The 16,626-nt window shown below is 68.1% G+C and carries 14 protein-coding genes; 6 read left to right on the top strand and 8 right to left on the bottom strand.

Features of this window, described 5'->3' with window-relative positions; translation table 11 throughout:
• Nucleotides 1-85 precede the first annotated feature (85 nt).
• The gene (locus ACIA8G_RS16790; RefSeq protein ID WP_396419379.1) at nucleotides 86-937 is read left to right on the top strand and encodes an SAM-dependent methyltransferase; all 852 of its coding nucleotides are present in this window, start codon (nucleotides 86-88) and stop codon (nucleotides 935-937) included.
• Here ACIA8G_RS16790 and ACIA8G_RS16785 read toward each other — a convergent pair.
• The 4 genes from ACIA8G_RS16785 to ACIA8G_RS16770 all read right to left on the bottom strand — a co-directional run bounded on the left by ACIA8G_RS16785 (nucleotide 934) and on the right by ACIA8G_RS16770 (nucleotide 4,096).
• Nucleotides 934-2,409, bottom strand: coding sequence for a glycoside hydrolase family 28 protein (locus tag ACIA8G_RS16785; RefSeq protein WP_396419378.1), 1,476 nt, complete (start codon nucleotides 2,407-2,409; stop codon nucleotides 934-936). The two genes, ACIA8G_RS16790 and ACIA8G_RS16785, sit on opposite strands and share 4 nt — an antisense overlap.
• Before the next feature lie 139 nt (nucleotides 2,410-2,548).
• The gene (locus tag ACIA8G_RS16780; protein ID WP_396419377.1) at nucleotides 2,549-2,911 is read right to left on the bottom strand and encodes a DUF5684 domain-containing protein; all 363 of its coding nucleotides are present in this window, start codon (nucleotides 2,909-2,911) and stop codon (nucleotides 2,549-2,551) included.
• Nucleotides 2,912-3,026: 115 nt separating this feature from the next.
• Nucleotides 3,027-3,500 carry a GNAT family N-acetyltransferase gene (locus ACIA8G_RS16775; RefSeq protein ID WP_396419376.1) on the bottom strand — a complete coding sequence of 158 codons (474 nt, stop codon included), beginning with the start codon at nucleotides 3,498-3,500 and terminating at the stop codon, nucleotides 3,027-3,029.
• Nucleotides 3,500-4,096 carry a histidine phosphatase family protein gene (locus tag ACIA8G_RS16770; RefSeq protein WP_396419375.1) on the bottom strand — a complete coding sequence of 199 codons (597 nt, stop codon included), beginning with the start codon at nucleotides 4,094-4,096 and terminating at the stop codon, nucleotides 3,500-3,502. Before ACIA8G_RS16770 ends, ACIA8G_RS16775 begins: the two co-directional genes overlap by 1 nt.
• A gap of 68 nt (nucleotides 4,097-4,164) precedes the next feature.
• Between ACIA8G_RS16770 and ACIA8G_RS16765 the strand changes: the two genes are divergently transcribed.
• Nucleotides 4,165-4,326 (top strand): hypothetical protein, encoded by a 162-nt coding sequence (locus ACIA8G_RS16765; protein WP_396419374.1) that lies wholly within the window; start codon nucleotides 4,165-4,167, stop codon nucleotides 4,324-4,326.
• Nucleotides 4,327-4,569: 243 nt separating this feature from the next.
• Nucleotides 4,570-7,230, top strand: a complete 2,661-nt coding sequence (locus ACIA8G_RS16760; protein WP_396419373.1) for an alpha/beta hydrolase family protein — start codon at nucleotides 4,570-4,572, stop codon at nucleotides 7,228-7,230.
• A gap of 36 nt (nucleotides 7,231-7,266) precedes the next feature.
• On the opposite strand, the gene ACIA8G_RS16755 is transcribed toward ACIA8G_RS16760, so the two are convergent.
• Entirely contained in the window at nucleotides 7,267-8,610 is a 1,344-nt protein-coding gene (locus ACIA8G_RS16755) for a tetratricopeptide repeat protein (RefSeq protein ID WP_396419372.1), read from the bottom strand.
• Nucleotides 8,611-8,741: 131 nt separating this feature from the next.
• Nucleotides 8,742-9,149 (bottom strand): superoxide dismutase, Ni, encoded by a 408-nt coding sequence (gene sodN, locus ACIA8G_RS16750; RefSeq protein ID WP_396419371.1) that lies wholly within the window; start codon nucleotides 9,147-9,149, stop codon nucleotides 8,742-8,744.
• A gap of 98 nt (nucleotides 9,150-9,247) precedes the next feature.
• On the opposite strand from sodN, the gene ACIA8G_RS16745 reads away from it, so the two are divergent.
• Complete coding sequence (locus tag ACIA8G_RS16745) at nucleotides 9,248-9,529, top strand: S24 family peptidase (protein WP_396419673.1); 282 nt, start codon at nucleotides 9,248-9,250, stop codon at nucleotides 9,527-9,529.
• Here the strand turns inward: ACIA8G_RS16745 and ACIA8G_RS16740 are convergent.
• Nucleotides 9,519-10,118 carry a dTDP-4-dehydrorhamnose 3,5-epimerase family protein gene (locus ACIA8G_RS16740; protein ID WP_396419370.1) on the bottom strand — a complete coding sequence of 200 codons (600 nt, stop codon included), beginning with the start codon at nucleotides 10,116-10,118 and terminating at the stop codon, nucleotides 9,519-9,521. The genes ACIA8G_RS16745 and ACIA8G_RS16740 overlap by 11 nt on opposite strands.
• Before the next feature lie 334 nt (nucleotides 10,119-10,452).
• Here ACIA8G_RS16740 and ACIA8G_RS16735 point away from each other — a divergent pair, with 334 nt between their 5' ends.
• Entirely contained in the window at nucleotides 10,453-11,649 is a 1,197-nt protein-coding gene (locus ACIA8G_RS16735; RefSeq protein ID WP_396419369.1) for an NADP-dependent malic enzyme, read from the top strand.
• A 225-nt stretch (nucleotides 11,650-11,874) separates the two neighbouring features.
• On the top strand, nucleotides 11,875-15,051 hold the full coding sequence (locus ACIA8G_RS16730) for an EAL domain-containing protein (protein ID WP_396419368.1): 3,177 nt from the start codon (nucleotides 11,875-11,877) through the stop codon (nucleotides 15,049-15,051).
• Here ACIA8G_RS16730 and ACIA8G_RS16725 read toward each other — a convergent pair.
• Nucleotides 15,013-16,563: a bis-aminopropyl spermidine synthase family protein gene (locus tag ACIA8G_RS16725; protein ID WP_396419367.1), complete on the bottom strand. Its 1,551-nt coding sequence runs from the start codon at nucleotides 16,561-16,563 to the stop codon at nucleotides 15,013-15,015. The genes ACIA8G_RS16730 and ACIA8G_RS16725 overlap by 39 nt on opposite strands.
• Between the last annotated feature and the right edge of the window lie 63 nt (nucleotides 16,564-16,626).

The raw sequence follows: 16,626 nt of genomic DNA, 5'->3' as shown, positions 1-16,626 counted from the left end.
TGCGGTGGCCCTCGGCTTCGGCCGGGGGCCATCACCCTGCGTGTTCACGAATGGTGGATGGACACGAACGGAGTAGCCGGTTACCGTGCTGCCAGCGTTCGCGCCGCTCGGGAGCAGGGTGAGGTGCGCAGTGCAGGACGGCCCGAAGCGGGTGAGTACAAACGGCGGTTCCGAACGCCCAAATATGGCTCGCCTGTTCGATTACTACCTCGGCGGGGCGCACAACTTCGCGGTCGACCGTGCGCTGGCCGAGGAGAGCATCAAGAAGTTCCCCGTCGCCGAGATGGCGCGGACGATCAGGTCCTTCTCGCGCCGCGTGGTGCGGCTGTGCGTCGAGGAGATGGGCATCCGCCAGTTCCTCGACCTGGGCAGCGGCATCCCCACCGCGGGCAACGTGCACGAGGTCGCCCAGTCGATCGACCCGTCCTGCCACGTCGTCTACGTGGACCACGACCCGGTGACCGTCGCGCACTCCCGGACCATGCTGCGGGAGAACCTCAACGCCGCCATCGTGCAGGCGGACATCTGCGACGTGGGCGCCGTGCTGCGCGATCCCGAGACGCGCCGGCTCATCGACTTCACCCAGCCGACCGCGGTGCTGATGGTCGGCATCCTCCCGTACATCCTCGACGAGCCCGCGGGTGTCGTCGCGCGCTACCGGGCCGCGTTGTGCGAGGGCAGCGTCCTGGCGCTGACGCACCTGACGAAGGACGTCGAGCCGCAGCTGGTGGACCAGCTGGTCGAGCTCGCGGACGGCGTCGAGAGCACGCTGGTGCCGCGCAGCAAGCAGGACGTGGAGGAGTTCATCTGCGGGCTGCGGCTGCTCGAACCCGGACTGGTGCTCGCCGCCCATTGGCGGGCGGACGGCGAGCTTCCCGGCACTTCTGCCGCGGCTGACGCGTCGACTTACGGCGCGGTCGGCGTGGTCAGGGGTTAGCTCGCTTTGGCGCGCAACGCCTGACCGCTCGTGCTGCTGCTGTTCGTGACGGACGTGCCACTGCTCTTGCGCCACAACAGGTCGCTCGCGCCGGTGCTGCGCTCCACCTTCACGCCGTCGAGCGAGATCCCGGAAACGCTGTCGGTGGTGAACGCGGGCCGCCCGTCGTTCTTCTCGAACTCGATCGTGCTGCCGGTGAACTTCACGTCCACCGCGTTGCGGATCCAGAACCCGAACGCGGGCCGCACGCCGAAGATCCGCGGCGGGTACTCACCGGAGACCTCCGGCGGGTTCTTCGACGAGTCCGACTCCTTGTGGTTGCCGGGCACGGTCAGCTTCACGTTGTCGAACGTCAGACCGGTGATCTTCGAGTCAGAGCGGCCCGAGATCGTGGACGCGTACTCCGGGTCGCCCGGGATGTCGCGCGGCGCGGTCAGGTTCGTGCCGGTGATGTTCCGGTAGGTGATGTTGCGGATCTTGCCGGTGGGCGGGCTGTTCGGGCAGCGGCCGCGCTTGCCGATGTGGATGAAGATCGGCGAGGCGGTCCTGGTGAGCTGGATGTTCTCGTACAGCACGTCCTCGATCACCGCGCCGTCCATCGACACCATGCCCAGGCCGGCCTTCGACGCGCCGGTGACCTTGAGGTTGCGGAACTGGATGTTCTTGAAGCTGCCGCAGGTCTCCGAGCCGAACTGGATGGCGTTGTTCTCGGTCGACTGGATGGTCGAGTCGCGGACGATGTTGTTCTCGCTCAGGAACGTCCTGCCGGTGGCGTAGTCGCTCTTGAACGCCACCGCGTCGTCGCTGGAGATGATCGTGGAGTTCGACAGCTCGACGTTGGAGCTGTTGATGAAGTTGATGCCGTCGCGGTCGTCGGGGGTGTCGACGGTGATGCGGTCGAGCTTCATCCCGTTGCAGCCGTTGACGATGATCGCGAAGTGACCGGCCTCGCGGAACGTCACGTCGGTGATGTTGACGTTCTTGCAGAACTTGAGCGACAGCATCTTGTCGCCCTTGCCCGCCGGGATGTTCTCGCCGGTCTCCAGCTTGTTGGCGCCGTCGATCACGCCCTTGCCGGTGAAGCTGATGTTCTCGACGTTCTCGCCCCACAGCAGCGCGTTGCGGAAGTGGCTGTGCCCGAAGTCCTGGTACTTGCCGTAGGTCGGGTTGGGCTCCGGCGCGTCGATGCCGCTGCCGGACGCCACGATCCGCGCGCCCTGCTGGATGTTGATCGTGATGTTGCTCTTGAGGTGGATCGAGCGGGACAGGTAGGTGCCCGGCGGGATCTCGACGATGCCGTTGCCCGCCGCGCTGGCGGCGCTGATGGCCTTGTCGATGGCGACCGAGTCGATCGCCTTGCCGTCGCCCTTCGCCCCGTAGTCCTTGACGTTGAAGCTGGCTGCCTTCGCCACGCCCACCGGTGCGATGACCACCGCTAGCGCGACGAACGCGCCGGTCAGTCGACGCCTCATCGTTGAGAGGTCCTTCCTCATCATGCGTCGAGGGCGGCGGCAACTCGGCGTCTGAAACGTTCTGAAAACGATTTCATTTCCGACCATAGTGAAGGCCGGGTCCGAAGTACAGACCCGGCCTGCGCCTAGCGGGCGTGCGTCAGGCCGCGGCCGGGCCGCGGTACTGGTCGCTGCCGAAGCCGAGCATCGGGTAGCCGATGAAGCCGAACAGCCACAGGCCGAAGAACCCGAACACGCCGCTCTTGCCGAACGACTTCGCGATGTCGAGCGACACGATGATCGAGATGACGAAGTTGACGATCGGGATGATCATCAGGATCAGCCACCAGCCCGGACGACCGGCGACCTTCAGCCAGACGTAGATGTTGTAGATCGGGATGATCGCTGCCCAGCCGGGCTTGCCGGCCTTCGTGAACGTCGCCCACAGGCCGGCGATGACGAGCACGGCGAAGACGAGGCTGAAGATCAGGGAAACCGGGCTCGTGCCGGAGTCTTCGTACACGGTAGGTCCTTCCGAATGGTGCCGAGGATCGGCGTCGCGGGACGCTGCCAGCACCGTGGACCCGTCCAGTGTGGAATGCCTGTTTCGTGAGCCTTTCGAGACCTTCCGTCAACCTTCAGAGTGAAGAGCCCAGCTCAGCCAGCGCCTCGTCGGAGACCCGCATGGTCGTCCACTCGTCCATCGGGATAGCGCCGAGCGACTTGTAGAAGCCGATCGTCGGCTCGTTCCACTTGAGCACCCACCACTGCAGCCGGGTGTATCCCTTGGCGATGCACTCCTGGGCGAGTGCCTCGAGAAGCTGCTTGCCGAGCCCGCTGCCGCGCTGCTCCGGTGTGACGTAGAGGTCCTCCAGGTAGACGCCGTGCACGCCGTCCCACGTCGAGAAGTTGAGGAACCACAAGGCGATTCCGACGACCTGACCGTCCACTTCGGCCACATGGCCGAACAGTGCGGGGCTCTCGCCGAACAGCGCGGTGTGCAACTGTTCCGAGGTGAGGTGGCACTGCTCGGGGGCCCGTTCGTACAGGGCCAGTTCGTGCACCAGTCGCACGACCGCGTCGACGTCGCGCGGTTCCACCCGCCGGATCATCACATCTCCCAGGCAGGCACGTTGAGCCTGCGCACCTGCGGGTCGCCCCGCTCGTCGCCCAGCTGGCAGATGCCGGCCGGGTCAAGTCCGAAGTGGACCCCCTGGTCGGGGGCCAGGCCGAGCCACGCGGCGATCAGCACGCGGCTGAAGTGCCCGTGTCCCACCAGCACCACGTCGCCGCCGGGGAGGATCTTCCGCACCTCGTCGAGGACCTTGCGGGCCCTGCGTTCGACGTCCGCGTGCGCCTCGCCGTTCGGCATCGGGTGCGACCACACGGTCCACCCCGGCACCCGCTCGCGGATCTGCGGAGTGGTGATGCCCTCGTAGTCGCCGTAGTCCCACTCGGCGAGGTCCTCGGTCGTCGCGTTGATCTCCAGCCCGGCGAGCTCGGCGGTTCGCCGCGCGCGTTGCCGCGGGCTGGTCAGCACGAGCGGCGGCGCCTGGTCGGTGCCGCGCAGCCGGGCTAGGGTGCCGCCCGCCCGCCGTGCCTGCTGCTCGCCTTCCGGCGTCAGCTCGATGTCAGTGCGTCCCGTGTGCCTGCCGGTCTCGGACCACTCGGTCTGGCCGTGCCGCAGCAGGTAGAGGTGGGTGCTCACCTGTTCGATCCTAAGGAGTGACGGGGCCCACGTTTGGGGGAGTCCGGTTTGGAGGTACTCCACTCCCCATGACCGCCGAGCACCCCGACCACGGCGTCCCCGACGAGGTCGACGCCCAGGAGATCCGCGAGGCCTTCGGGGTTCGCATCGCGCGCATCCGGACCGAACTGACCTCGACGTGGAACAAACTGCGTCAGAACGAGCGCGACTCCGACATCAGAGAAGAGTGATGTTTCGGACTTTCACGAATGACGGCTCCTGTGCTTTCCTGGTAGGTGCAACGAGAGTTCGTGAGGGTGTCGGCACCCTTGCGAGCTGCGTCAACCCGTCGTTCGTCGGGTATTTGGTCGTATGGCGTAATACTTGGGTACCGTTGCTGTCCTAATTGGCACTTTGTCGCCGAAATTACGTGCGGTGTGCTGCGCGACGTCGCTAGAACGGAGTGGATCGTCCTTTTCTGAGGGGATTCACACATGCGCCGCACAGTCGCGCTCTTGATACCTGCAATGCTGGCCGCGGTCATACCCGCGCTGCCGGCCTCCGCCGCGCCGGAACAGCCGTCCACTCCGGGGTGGACCGTCGCCGGTGACGTGATCCGGTGGACCGCGTCCACGCCGATGCCGTTGTCCGACGCCGGCGTCGAGTTCTGGGAGGGGGACCGGCTCCTCGGCACGGCCAGAGAGTCGGCGAACCTGCGCACGTTCACGCTGAGCGCCAAGCTGAAGGACCCCGCCGCGCTCCAGGTGCGTTCGGCCGGGCGCCGCCTGGACGTCGCCGAGCCGGCGCCGCCGGCCAGTCTCTCCGCGCCGGAGCTGCCCGCGTTGCAGCCGGAGGCCGCGGTGGATCCCGGTAAGCCGGGGCCGTACGCCACGACGACCGGGGACTACACGCTCGACTCGATCAAGCTGCCCGACTACGCGGCGCCGATCGAGATGGACGCCGTCGTCGTCGCGCCCAAGGGCGCTTCCGGCAAGCGGCCGCTCGTGCTGTTCCTGCACGGCAGGCACGCCACCTGCTACAGCAAGACGAATCCGAACCAGGTCACCGGCCAGTGGCCGTGCCCGGCCGGCCTGACCTCGATCCCGAGCCACCGCGGATACCTGAAGGCGCAGCAGCTGCTCGCCTCGCAGGGGTACGTGACGGTGTCGATCTCCGCGAACGGCATCAACGCCCAGGACGCGATGACCGCCGATGCCGGCGCCCAGGGACGTTCGTCGCTGGTGCGCCACCACCTGGCGAAGTGGGCCGAGTGGTCCGCGGGCCGGGGCTCCGCACCCGCCGTCGTGAAGACCGCGCCGGCCGACATGTCGAAGGTGCTGCTGGTCGGCCACTCCCGCGGTGGCGAGGGCGTCAACCGCGCCGCGACGGACAGCCTCTCCCCGCCGCCCGGCGACACCGGGTTCAGCGGCCCGGTGCGCTGGAACATCCGCGGTGACGTGCTGATCGGTCCCACGATCTTCGGCCACAACCCGGCGCCGGACGTGCCCTCGGTGACGTTCCTGCCCGGCTGCGACGGCGACGTGTCCGACCTGCAGGGCCAGATGTTCATCGACCAGACGCGCGGCATCAGCCGTGGCGCGGCGTTGCACAGCGCGCTGTACATGGTCGGCGCGAACCACAACTTCTTCAACAGCGAGTGGACGCCCGGCCAGGCCGTGGCGCCCGCGAACGACGACTTCTGGCCGGGCCAGCAGCCGGACGCGGTGTGTGCACCGGGAACGGCGACCAGGCTGACCGCGGACCAGCAGCAGACCATGGGCGCCACCTACATCGCGGCGTCCACGCGCCTCTTCCTCAGCCGCGACGAGTCGGTGCTGCCGCTGCTCGACGGCTCGGGCGTCCGCGCCCCGTCCGCCGACCCGGCCCGCGTTCTCTCGCACGCCATCGGCGGCGACCGCAAGCCGGCCTTCGTGCCGGACGCGACGACCACCGTTTCCGGCAGCGCTCGCGTGTGCCAGCAGATCTCTCGTGACGCCGCCGTGGGTTGCGGTGGCTTCCGCTCGCCGCACTTCGTCGGCTTCCGCTACGCCTCGGCCCAGCCCGAGCGCCTGTCGGTGTCGCTTCAGTGGTCGGCTTCGGGTCAAGCGGGCGAGATCCGGCCTGCCGCGCCGGTGTCGGTGCGGGGATCGAAGCAGCTGGCGCTGCGCCTGGCCGTTCCTGCGAACACTCCGGCCACCAGCTTCGGCGTCTCCGTGACTGACCAAAGTGGACAGAAGAGGTCACTGGGTTCGGTCTCGGTGACCGGCCTCCCGGGCACCGAGCGCACGAGTTCTTCGTGGGCACAGGAAGTCCGCGTTCCGCTGCCCGCAGGCCTTTCCGAGGTGGCCGCGCTGGAACTGGTCCCCGAGTCCGCCTCCGGCCAGGCGTGGCTGATCGACGCCTACGGCTGGAACAAGGGCCTCGTCCCGGTGATCCCGGCGCACCTCGGCCGTGTCGACGCCACCCTGACGACGGTCGACGAGGGCAACTCGGGCACCCACACCCACAACATCGTGGTCACGGCTTCCGGCAACGGCACCCGTGTGATCCGGCTCTTCTACAACGACGCCGAGAACAAGCCCGCCACCAAGCTCGTGACGCTCAAGCCGGGCGAGCACCGCGCAGAGGTGCCGGTGACCTACACGGCCAACACGCGCTGGGGTGCCGACACCCGCTATCCCGTTGGGGTGCAGGCGATTTCCAACGCTGTCGTCGGTGCCGCGTTCGGTGGGTTGCTGGTGCGCAACGACGACCCGGCGCCGGTTGTGTCGGTCGTGCCGGTTGCGGACAGCGTGAAGGAGGGCGGGTCTCTCACCTGGAAGCTGACCCTGTCCGAGGCTGCCGACTCGGGTGTCATCTTCGCTGGGCTGCCGATCGCGCCTGCCGGTGCCACCGAACTGTCCACAACGGACGTCGATGCCGAGTGGTTCTCCAACAACTCGGGTGAAGAGGTTGCGCCGTCGCGGCCGTTGTCCTCTACCGGGATGTACCTGTGGATCTACATCCCGCCGGGTCAGACTTCCTTCGAGGTGACGGTGCCGACCCTGGTCGACTCTGATGCCGAGGGGGAGGAGCAGGTTCGGTGGAAGTTCGAGGGGCAGCAGCCTTCCGGGGTCACGCTGGAGGTGACCGGCAAGGTGGCTGACGCCGCCTAGTTCTTGGGGTGTACGCGAAACGGTGCCGCTTCCTGCTCAGGAAGCGGCACCGTCGTCGATCGCCCGTGCTCGTGCCGTCGCGTTCCGGGCGTCGTCGTGACGACCGAGATCGGTGAAGGCGCCGGCGAGATGCCTCAGGCAGATGGCGACATGGCGGTGACCGGTCGGGTAGACGGCGTCGTAGATGGAAAGAGCGCGCTCGAACAGCGAGACGGATTCGAGGAGGCGGCCTGAACCGCGCAGGCTCATACCGAGCGCGTCCAGGCTCGTCGCGACCGTGACGTCATCGGGTCCGTACGCGGACACGTCAATGGCTAGAGCGCGTTCGAGCAAGGGGATGGCTTCGTCGTAGCGCTTCGTCTGGTTGTGGATCGAGGCCAGATTGTGCAAAGACACGCCCAGGTCGGGATGGTCAGGGCCGAGAGCGGCCTCCCAGATCGTGATGGCGCGTGCCATCAGCGGAATCGCCTCTGTATGTCGACGTTGGCCGACATACGCCTTGGCCAGGTTGTCGAGGTTGATGGCGACGCTGATCTGCTCGCCATCAGCCCGTTCGTGGATGGCGAGGGAGCGCTTGAGCACGGGAATGGCCTCGGCTGAGAGATCCTGTTCGAAGAGGCTCTCCCCGAGGTTGTTGAGAGTCGAAGCCGCGGCGAGGCTGCCGGGGCCGTGAACTCCTTCGATGATGGCCAGCGCGCGTTTGAACAGGTGAATGGCGTCGGCGTGGCGTCCACGCACCTGCAGATACGTGGCCGCGCGGTCGACCAGCCACCCGCTGTTCTCCGCTGCGCACCTGGCCGGATCGTTCTCCACGTGGTCCGCGACGGCGAGCACGTGTGAGAGCAGCGCCTGCCACCGCGGCCAGTCGGCGGGCGTGGCCACGATCCGGCTTGGCACATCGGCTTCGAGCAGCGTCTGCACCTCGACACTGCGGCACGGCCCGCACGTCCGCACCGACTGCAGCAGCAGCTGGTGGCCGATGAGCACCTCGGTGGGCGTGCGGCGCACGAAGCCCAGCCGCGCCAGCGTGTCGACGGTCTCCGCCCAGCTGCGCGGATCCCGTGCAGCCACGGCCAAGCCGGCCGGAAGGCTGCCGGGGTGGTTGACGAACAGATCGACCGGCACTGGTGCGTATGCCATCCACGCCAGCATGGCGAGCAGCTCGGCCGCGGCGGGGCTGAGGTCGCCCAGCTCGATCAGAGACACTGCCGGCGGATCAGGCAGTTCCCAATCGGCGGACTTCACCGCGAACGTGCGCTCGGGCTCTGGAACCTCGCTCTGCGGCGCGTCCCCCGTCCGAACCGGGATGCGATACCCCTGTTCTTCGAGCTGTCTCGCGAACCACTCGGCCCAGGCGCGGTCGGCCTCGGTGCAGGACACGAGAAGATCCCACGAGTCGCCAGTCACATCAGGTCACATCGCACGCTGCTCGACCGGGGTTACGGCAGAAAGCAGAACGGCGCCGCTCCCTGCCCGGGGAGGCGACGCCGTTCAAAGACCAGAAGAAGGGCTCAGCCCTGCTTGGTCTCCCAGAAAATCTTGTCGATCTCCGCGATCAGGTCCAGCAGCTGCTGGCCAGAAGACGGGTCCATCGACCCCTTGGTGCCGCCCGCACCCGCGGCCTTGGTGGCGCGGTTGAACAGGTCGTGCAGCTCGGGGTACTTCTCGAAGTGCGGCGGCTTGAAGTAGTCCGTCCACAGCACCCACAGGTGGTGCTTGACGAGCTCGCTGCGCTGTTCCTTGATCAGGACGGCGCGCTCCCGGAACTCCGGGTCCTCGTTGGCCTGGTACTTCTCCTGGACCGCCTTGATCGACTCGGCCTCGATGCGGGCCTGCGCCGGGTCGTACACGCCGCAGGGCAGATCGCAGTGCGCGGTTGCTACGACGCGCGGGCGGAGAATGCGCGACACGAGTCGCATCGTTCCTCCCAGAATGGTGCTGACAGTGGATGCTCCGACAACACGGAACCCTACTCCGGCCGACCGAAGGGTGATCGTTGAGACCGCGCCTCTCCACCGTGCTCGTCCGCGGGCCGTCGATGGTTCCTGCCCTCAGGGACGAGGACATCGTGCTGGTCAGGTGGGGTGTGCGGCCCAGGCCAAACGACGTCGTGCTCGTCAGGTGGGCGCAGCGGCCGGATCAACTGTCGGTCAAACGTGCCTCTCACCAAGTGGACGGCGGGTGGCACGTAGTAGGCGACAACCCCTATGCGAGTACCGACTCCGAGCAGCTCGGACCTGCGGAGGTGCTCGGAGTCGTCAAAGCTCGACTATGGCCGAGGCCGCGGTTCAGGCTTTGAGGGACGCGTACAGGGCCAGGCAGTCCTCGTAGCGCGGCAGCACGCCGGCCTCGTAGGCCTCGGCCAGGGTCGGCGCCTCCGTGTCCTTCGGGGAGAGCTGGAACTCGAGCTCGCGCGGCCACGGCAGGTCCAGCGCGGGGTCGAGGGGCGTCAGGCCGTGTTCACCGGACGGGTTGTAGACCGTGGAGCAGAGGTAGTTCATGGTCGTGTCGTCCTCGAGGGCGATCATCGCGTGGCCCAGGCCCTCGGCCAGGTACACCGCGTTGCACTTCGCCGAGGTGACCAGGACCGCGTCCCACTGGCCGAACGTGGGGGAGCCGACGCGGATGTCGATGATCACGTCGATGAGCGAGCCGCGCGGGCAGAAGACGTACTTCGCCTGGGAGGGCGGGACGTCCGCGTAGTGGATGCCTCGGATCGTCCCCGCTCGGGAGATGCTGTGGTTGGTCTGGGCTACTCGGAACGGGTGGCCGACCGCCTCGGTGAAGGCGGCCTCCTGGTACGGCGAGACGAACACGCCGCGGTCGTCGGGAAATGTCCGGGGAGTGAACTCGAACGCGCCGTCAATTTTCAGCGAACTCGCCTGCATGCCGTCACTCTAAGGCGTCAATCTTTCTTGACCGATCGGGTGCTTCCTGCCTGCATAAACCGACCGGTCGGTGCAGAAAACCGGACGGACGTCTTGCTACATGCCCTCTGACCTGCGGAAAAAGTGTGATCCCCGCCGCAGACAGCCGCGCGCGACCCTGCCACACTTCCGTCACCCGCAGCACTCGGGTGGTTCTGCGACGCAACTCGTCGGAGGGCATCGACCGAGTTTCCAGGCCCCGTGCACCCGGCGTGACAACGCTGGGCCGGTGCGCCGTTTGGTGATGAGCCCATGTCCGGGGCTACTACGCCGCCCGCACCGCAGGAGGGACGCCGTGACAGCAGTGAACGAAGCCCGTACCGAGAACTCCGATCCGACGAAGCTGACGGATGAGGAGATCTTCAACGCGCACCTGGGCGGGAAGCTCGAGGTCGGTGCGACCGCCTCGCTCGCTGACCCGAAAGCGCTGTCCATCGCGTACACCCCCGGTGTCGCACGAGTGAGCAAGGCCATCGCGGAGGACGCCAGCCTCGCCGCGAAGTACACGTGGGCGCACCGCCTGGTCGTCGTCGTCAGCGACGGCACCGCGGTGCTCGGTCTCGGCGACATCGGCCCGAGCGCGTCGCTGCCCGTCATGGAGGGCAAGTCCGCGCTGTTCAAGACCTTCGGCGGCCTCGACTCCATCCCGCTCGTGCTCAACACGACGGACGTCGACGAGATCGTCGAGACGCTCGTGCGGCTGCGCCCGTCGTTCGGCGCGGTCAACCTCGAGGACGTCTCCGCGCCGCGCTGCTTCGAGCTGGAGCAGAAGCTGATCGAGGCGCTCGACTGCCCGGTCATGCACGACGACCAGCACGGCACGGCCGTCGTGTCGCTCGCCGCGCTCAACGGCGCGAACACGGTGCTCAGCAAGAACATCGGTGACCAGCGGGTGGTCATCTCCGGTGCGGGAGCCGCGGGCATCGCGATCGCCAAGATCCTCATCGCCGCCGGCGCCGGCGACATCACGCTGCTCGACTCGCGTGGCATCGTCCGCACCGGGCGGGCCGGCCTCAACCCGGTCAAGGAAGAGATCGCCGCGGTCACCAACAAGAGCAACCTCGACGGTGGCATCGACGTGGCGCTGCGGGGCGCCGACGTGTTCATCGGCGTGAGCTCCTCGAAGGTGTCCGAGGACCTGATCGCGAGCATGGCGAGCGACTCGATCGTCTTCGCGCTGTCCAACCCGGACCCCGAGGTGCACCCGGAGGTCGCCGCCAGGCACGCCGCCATCGTGGCGACCGGCCGCAGCGACTTCCCGAACCAGATCAACAACGTGCTCGCGTTCCCCGGCATTTTCCGCGGGGCTCTGGACGCGGGTGCGCGGCGGATCACCGAGGGCATGAAGCTCGCCGCGGCCGACGCCATTCTGGCCGTTGCGAAAGATGATTTGGGTCCAGACCGAATTGTTCCTTCCGCACTCGACCCGCGCGTTGGACCCGAGGTCGCCGCTGCTGTGGCGGTCGCCGCGAAGGCCGACGGAGTCGCCTGATCCCACACGAGTATTTGCCACCCTTTTGCATCTTCACGGGTACCGGAACCACGAACGTGGTTTTTCGTTAACCCGTGCAGGGGTGGGCGATGACGCTCCGAAGCGCTACCGTCCCTCTCCTCGGGTGTTCACTCGAGGAGAGGGTTCGTGTTTGCCGCCGTTCGGGTGCCGTTGTCGTGCCCACCCGAATTGCCGCGGGCGGCGGATGCGGGAGAGGGTGGGCCGGTGCCCAAGTGGGTAGGACGCGCGACGGTGGTGAACGGCCGTGCTCGGACGGCTGCTCCCAATTCGGGGAAACCGCCGGTGACGCTCGATGGGTTGACCCTGCCCGACGCACCGTCGTTGCTCGTGGACATCAAGGGTGTCGTCATGCAGGCGAACCCGGCCGCCGTGGAGCTGTCCGGCGCCCAGGGAGCCGACGACCTGGTAGGGCACCCGCTCGGCGAACTGCTTCTCGGCAACCAGTCTGACCTGCGCTTGTTGCGCGCCGACGGCACCGAACTGCCCGTGCGCGTCGCCCGGCACGCCGTTCCGGGAACGGGCCTGCAGGCCGTGCTGCTGATCGACGTTTCGGACCTCGCCGCCGCCGCGGACGCGTTTCGCGACGAACAGCGCCGGCTGCGGAAGGTGCAACGGGTCGCGGAACTGGGTTCCTGGGAATACGACCCGGAAACCGGCCAGACCGTGTGGTCGGACACGCATTACGAACTGCTCGGCGTTGAACGTGGCGCGGTCGTGCCCGGCGCACAGGCCGTTTTGGACGTTGTTCATCAGGACGACTACGAGATGGTCGAGTCGTACTGGCAGGGCCGCGAGATCACCGGCGACCCGATCGACATCGAGTATCGAATCGTCCGCCCGGACGGGCAGCTGCGGTGGATTCGCGGCGTCGCCGAGGCGCGGCTGACCGACGAGGGCCGGCTGGACAAGATCACCGGCTACATCCGCGACATCACCGAGTCCAAGCGCGCGGCCAGCGAACTCGCGCAGGAACGCGCGCGGCTGCTGGAGGCGCAGCGCATCGCCCGCATCGGCAGCTGGGCGTACGAGACCGGCACGCGCGCCGTGCACCGCAGCGAAGTCCTGCTGGAGATGTACGCCGAGCTGGGCATGACGCCGGACGACGACCTGCTCAGCGGCGTGCACCCGGACGACCGCGAGGCCGTCAAGGAGATCCGGCACCAGCTGCTGCACACCCGTGACGACGCTCCGGTCGAGATCGAGGTCCGCAGCGAGATCGGCGACCGCGTCTACATCTGCCGCGTCCGCGCCGAGATCGAACCGTCCGGCCGCGTGGAGCGCTACCACGGCACCATCCAGGACGTGACCGAGGCACGCGCCCTGGAACGCCAGATGCGCGACGACCGCCGAAGACTGGCCGACGCCCAGGAAGCCGCCCGCCTCGGCATGTGGGAGTGGAACCCGGCGACCGGCGACGTCGTGTGGTCGGAGATGCTGCGCGAGCTCTACGGCATCCCGGCCGACGTGGAGGGCAGCTACCAGTACTACCTCGACCTCGTGCATCCCGAGGACCGCGCCTGGGTCGACGACCTGTGGCGCCAGCTCGCGGTCGACGAGATCGCGGTGCAGTGCGAGCACCGCGTGGTGCGACGCGACGGCTCGATGCGGATCTTCCGCTGCCACGGCATGATCGTCCGCGACCCGTACGGCAAGCAGCTCGCGGTCGGCACCGCGCAGGACGTGACCGAGCAGCGCGCCGCGGAGGCGCGCATGAAGCGTTCCTCTCAGCGCTTCACCGACCTGGTGTCCGTCACCCCGGTCGGCATCGGCCTCTTCGACGAGGGCGAACGCCTGGTCGACGCCAACGACGCGCTGTGCGACCTGCTCGGCATGGAGCTGGAACAGCTGCGCGGCATGACCGCCGAGCAGCTCACCCACCCCGAGGACACCTCGCCCGGCCTGCAGTGGGCGGCCGAGCGCACGCAGAAGATCCCGCAGCGCATCCTCGTCCGTCCCGACGGGGAGAAGGTGTACTGCGAGCTGCACATCGCGTTGTCCGTGCAGGACGACGGCCGTCGCTTCTGGCTGATCGTGTTCCTGGACATCACCGAACGCCGGCGCGCCGCCGAGGCGTTGCGGCACCAGGCCACCCACGACGAGCTGACCGGTCTCCCGAACCGCGCGCTGGTGAAGGAGATCCTCGGCAAGCTGCTGGACGGGCCCGGCCGCTCCAAGGTCGCCGTGTTCTTCTGCGACATCGACAACTTCAAGCGCGTCAACGACTCGCTCGGCCACGACGCGGGCGACGAGCTGCTGGTGGCGCTGGCTCGCCGGTTGGAGGGCGGCCTGCCGGACGGCTGCACCGCGGCCCGGCTCTCCGGCGACGAGTACGTGATCATCTGTGAGGACATCGACGCCGTGGGCGGCGTGGACGCGCTGGCGACCAAGGTCGCTTCCTTGCTGCGGACCGCTGTTCCGGTGCACGGCCAGCTGGTCAGGGTCTCCGCCTCGATCGGCGCGGCCGTCCCGAACGGGTCGCGCGCCAACGGGGCGGACCTGCTGCGGTTCGCCGATGCCGCGATGTTCGAAGCGAAGCGCAATGGCGCCGGCCGGGTGTCCCTCGCCTCGGCCGCCCTCATCGCCTCCGCCGACCGCCAGGTGCACCTCGAAGGCCAGTTGCGCGACGCGTTGCAGAACGACGGACTGGCGTTGCACTACCAGCCGGTCGTGGGCGTCGACGGTGCCGTGCTGACCGCCGAGGCGCTGGTGCGCTGGCCGCATCCCGACCGCGGGCTGCTGCCGCCGGACGTGTTCCTGCCGGTCGCCGAGCAGGGCGACCTGATGCGCGAGCTCGACCGCTGGGTACTGCGGACGGCGTTGAAGGAGGCCGCGACCTGGCCCGCCCCCGACGGCCGTCCGGTGTCGGTGGCCGTGAACCTGGCCGGGCTGGTGCCCGGTGACCCGGAGTTCGTCGACATCGTGTCGAACGCGATCCTGGAATCCGGCGTGCCGTGGGACCGGGTCGTGCTGGAGCTGGTCGAGACGGCGCTGGTCGACCTGCCGTCACGGGTGCGGCAGTCGATGGACGAGCTGGTGCAGCGCGGCGTCCAGTTCGCCGTGGACGACTTCGGCACCGGGTACTCGTCGCTGGCCAGGTTGAAGGACCTGCCCGCGCAGATCATCAAGGTCGACCGGCGGTTCGTTTCCGGCGTCGGCAACGACTCCTCGGACTTCGCCGTGGCCCGCGCCGTCGTGGACATGGCGCGGGCGATGGGGCGCAAGTGCGTGGCCGAAGGCGTGGAGACGGCCACGCAGTTCCACGTGCTGCGCGGGGTCGGCGTGGACGCCTACCAGGGCTGGCTGTTCTCGCGTCCGGTGCCGCCGAAGGAGTTCCGGGCGGTGCTAGCCCTCGGACCGCTCCACATACCGCGCGCTGGCTGAGATCTCCGTCAGCAGTGCCGCGATGCGGTGCTTGGGCAGGTCGATCAATCGCAGCTCGAGGTCGTCCGACGACGCGGAGGCGTTGTCGACGATCTCGGTCGCCTGCCGCTTGGTCAGCACGCCCTGCGACGCCGTGATCAAGGCCTCACGCCACACGTTGCGCAGCTTGCCGTGCGCCTTCATCAGGACCTCGCGGACCGTGCGGTCGCCCAGCGACAGCGTTCCGGTCAGCACCTGATCGGCGACGACGATCGTGGTCTTGCCATCTGGGTTGTTGCGCAGGAACTTCAACTTGAACCGGGTGTGCACCAGCTCCTGAAGTTCCTTCTGCCCGGCCTCCGACGACACCGCCGGGTGGTTGTTCGGCACCAGGCATGCCAGTCGTGCGGGAGAGGAAGCCAGGAGCGTCCGCAACAACCACGGTCCCGGATCCGCCGACAGGTCGACGGCCAGCGACGCCGCGCCCTTGCCGACCGGTTCGGCCCACCCGGCGGAACGCGGTTTCGGCGGCGGTGAGGATTCCTGGCGCGGCGCCAGTTCCGACAACGCAGACAGCGCTTCCTTCGACGGCCCGGAAGACTCCACGGACTGCGCGCCGTGCGTGTAGATCCGGGTGCCGCCGGTGACCGCGCGGCGCCCGGTCGGACGGCAGACGTACAGATCCGCGGCGGAACCGATGGCCTGGGCGCCGTCGAACCGGTGGAACGCGGGCAGGATCGCCTCGAACACCAGCCCGAGCTTCTGCAGCTCCTGCTGGACCTTCAACCCCAGCGCGGGCGTGCGGTCGGAGAACCCGTACGCCAGCAACACGCGCCCGGCGGCCACGTCCGCCAACGCCTCCACGGCACGCCCGGCGAACAGGCCCATGCCCTCCGGCGTGTAGGGCGGGTCGCTGAAGACCAGGTCGACGGACTCCAGAACCGATGGCGGCAGGCCGAAGCGCATGTCGCAGTGCAAGGTCCGCACGTCGAGTCCGCGGGACACCGCCCGCGTGTCGATGAACTCCAGCAGCCGCTCGTCCAGATCCACGACCGTGATCGACACGTGCGGGTTGACGGCGGCGACCGCCAGTGACGTCAGATCGTGGTCGCCCAGGCACAGCAAACGCTTGCCTGTCAGGTCATAGGTGGAATCCAGCCACACGGCGCGGTTCAGCGCCGTCTCCGCGGTCGCCTGCACGTGGTCCAACGAGGACAATGGCGCGGGCACGTCGGCGATGTCCACGAGGATCTGGCGCAGCACGTCGGTGTGATCGCGGACGCCCGCGACGGCGAAGGCGGCGCGGTACTCGGCGACGCGACCAGGCGCGATGCGGTAACGATCGCCTGACGATTCGGCGTCGTCACCCAGAGCCTTGAGCAGGTCCTGCACGGTGCGGCGCGGGACGGCCGGCAGGCGCACGAGTTCGGCCAGCGGATGCCAGTCCTCGCTGAGCAGGGACAACACCTCGCGGAGTTTGCGCGCGTGCACACCGCGCTCCGCCACCACCTGCCGAACCTGGTCAATCGTCACAAGCGGTAAACCATACGGCCTGCCACATCGTGGAACGCTGTGCCGGGGTACACCGAACGAGTT

Origin of the sequence: Lentzea sp. NPDC051213 (genome assembly GCF_044455585.1) — a bacterium.
Taxonomy (GTDB): domain Bacteria; phylum Actinomycetota; class Actinomycetes; order Mycobacteriales; family Pseudonocardiaceae; genus Lentzea.
This window is presented reverse-complemented; position numbering and strand designations above follow the sequence as displayed.

What these genes read in the sequence shown, in the direction of transcription:
- ACIA8G_RS16785 (WP_396419378.1), bottom strand. Translation starts at nt 2,409, where the DNA reads ATGAGGCGTCGACTGACCGGCGCGTTCGTCGCGCTAGCGGTGGTCATC.
- ACIA8G_RS16775 (WP_396419376.1), bottom strand. Translation starts at nt 3,500, where the DNA reads ATGATCCGGCGGGTGGAACCGCGCGACGTCGACGCGGTCGTGCGACTG.
- ACIA8G_RS16765 (WP_396419374.1), top strand. Translation starts at nt 4,165, where the DNA reads ATGACCGCCGAGCACCCCGACCACGGCGTCCCCGACGAGGTCGACGCC.
- ACIA8G_RS16760 (WP_396419373.1), top strand. Translation starts at nt 4,570, where the DNA reads ATGCGCCGCACAGTCGCGCTCTTGATACCTGCAATGCTGGCCGCGGTC.
- sodN (WP_396419371.1), bottom strand. Translation starts at nt 9,149, where the DNA reads ATGCGACTCGTGTCGCGCATTCTCCGCCCGCGCGTCGTAGCAACCGCG.
- ACIA8G_RS16740 (WP_396419370.1), bottom strand. Translation starts at nt 10,118, where the DNA reads ATGCAGGCGAGTTCGCTGAAAATTGACGGCGCGTTCGAGTTCACTCCC.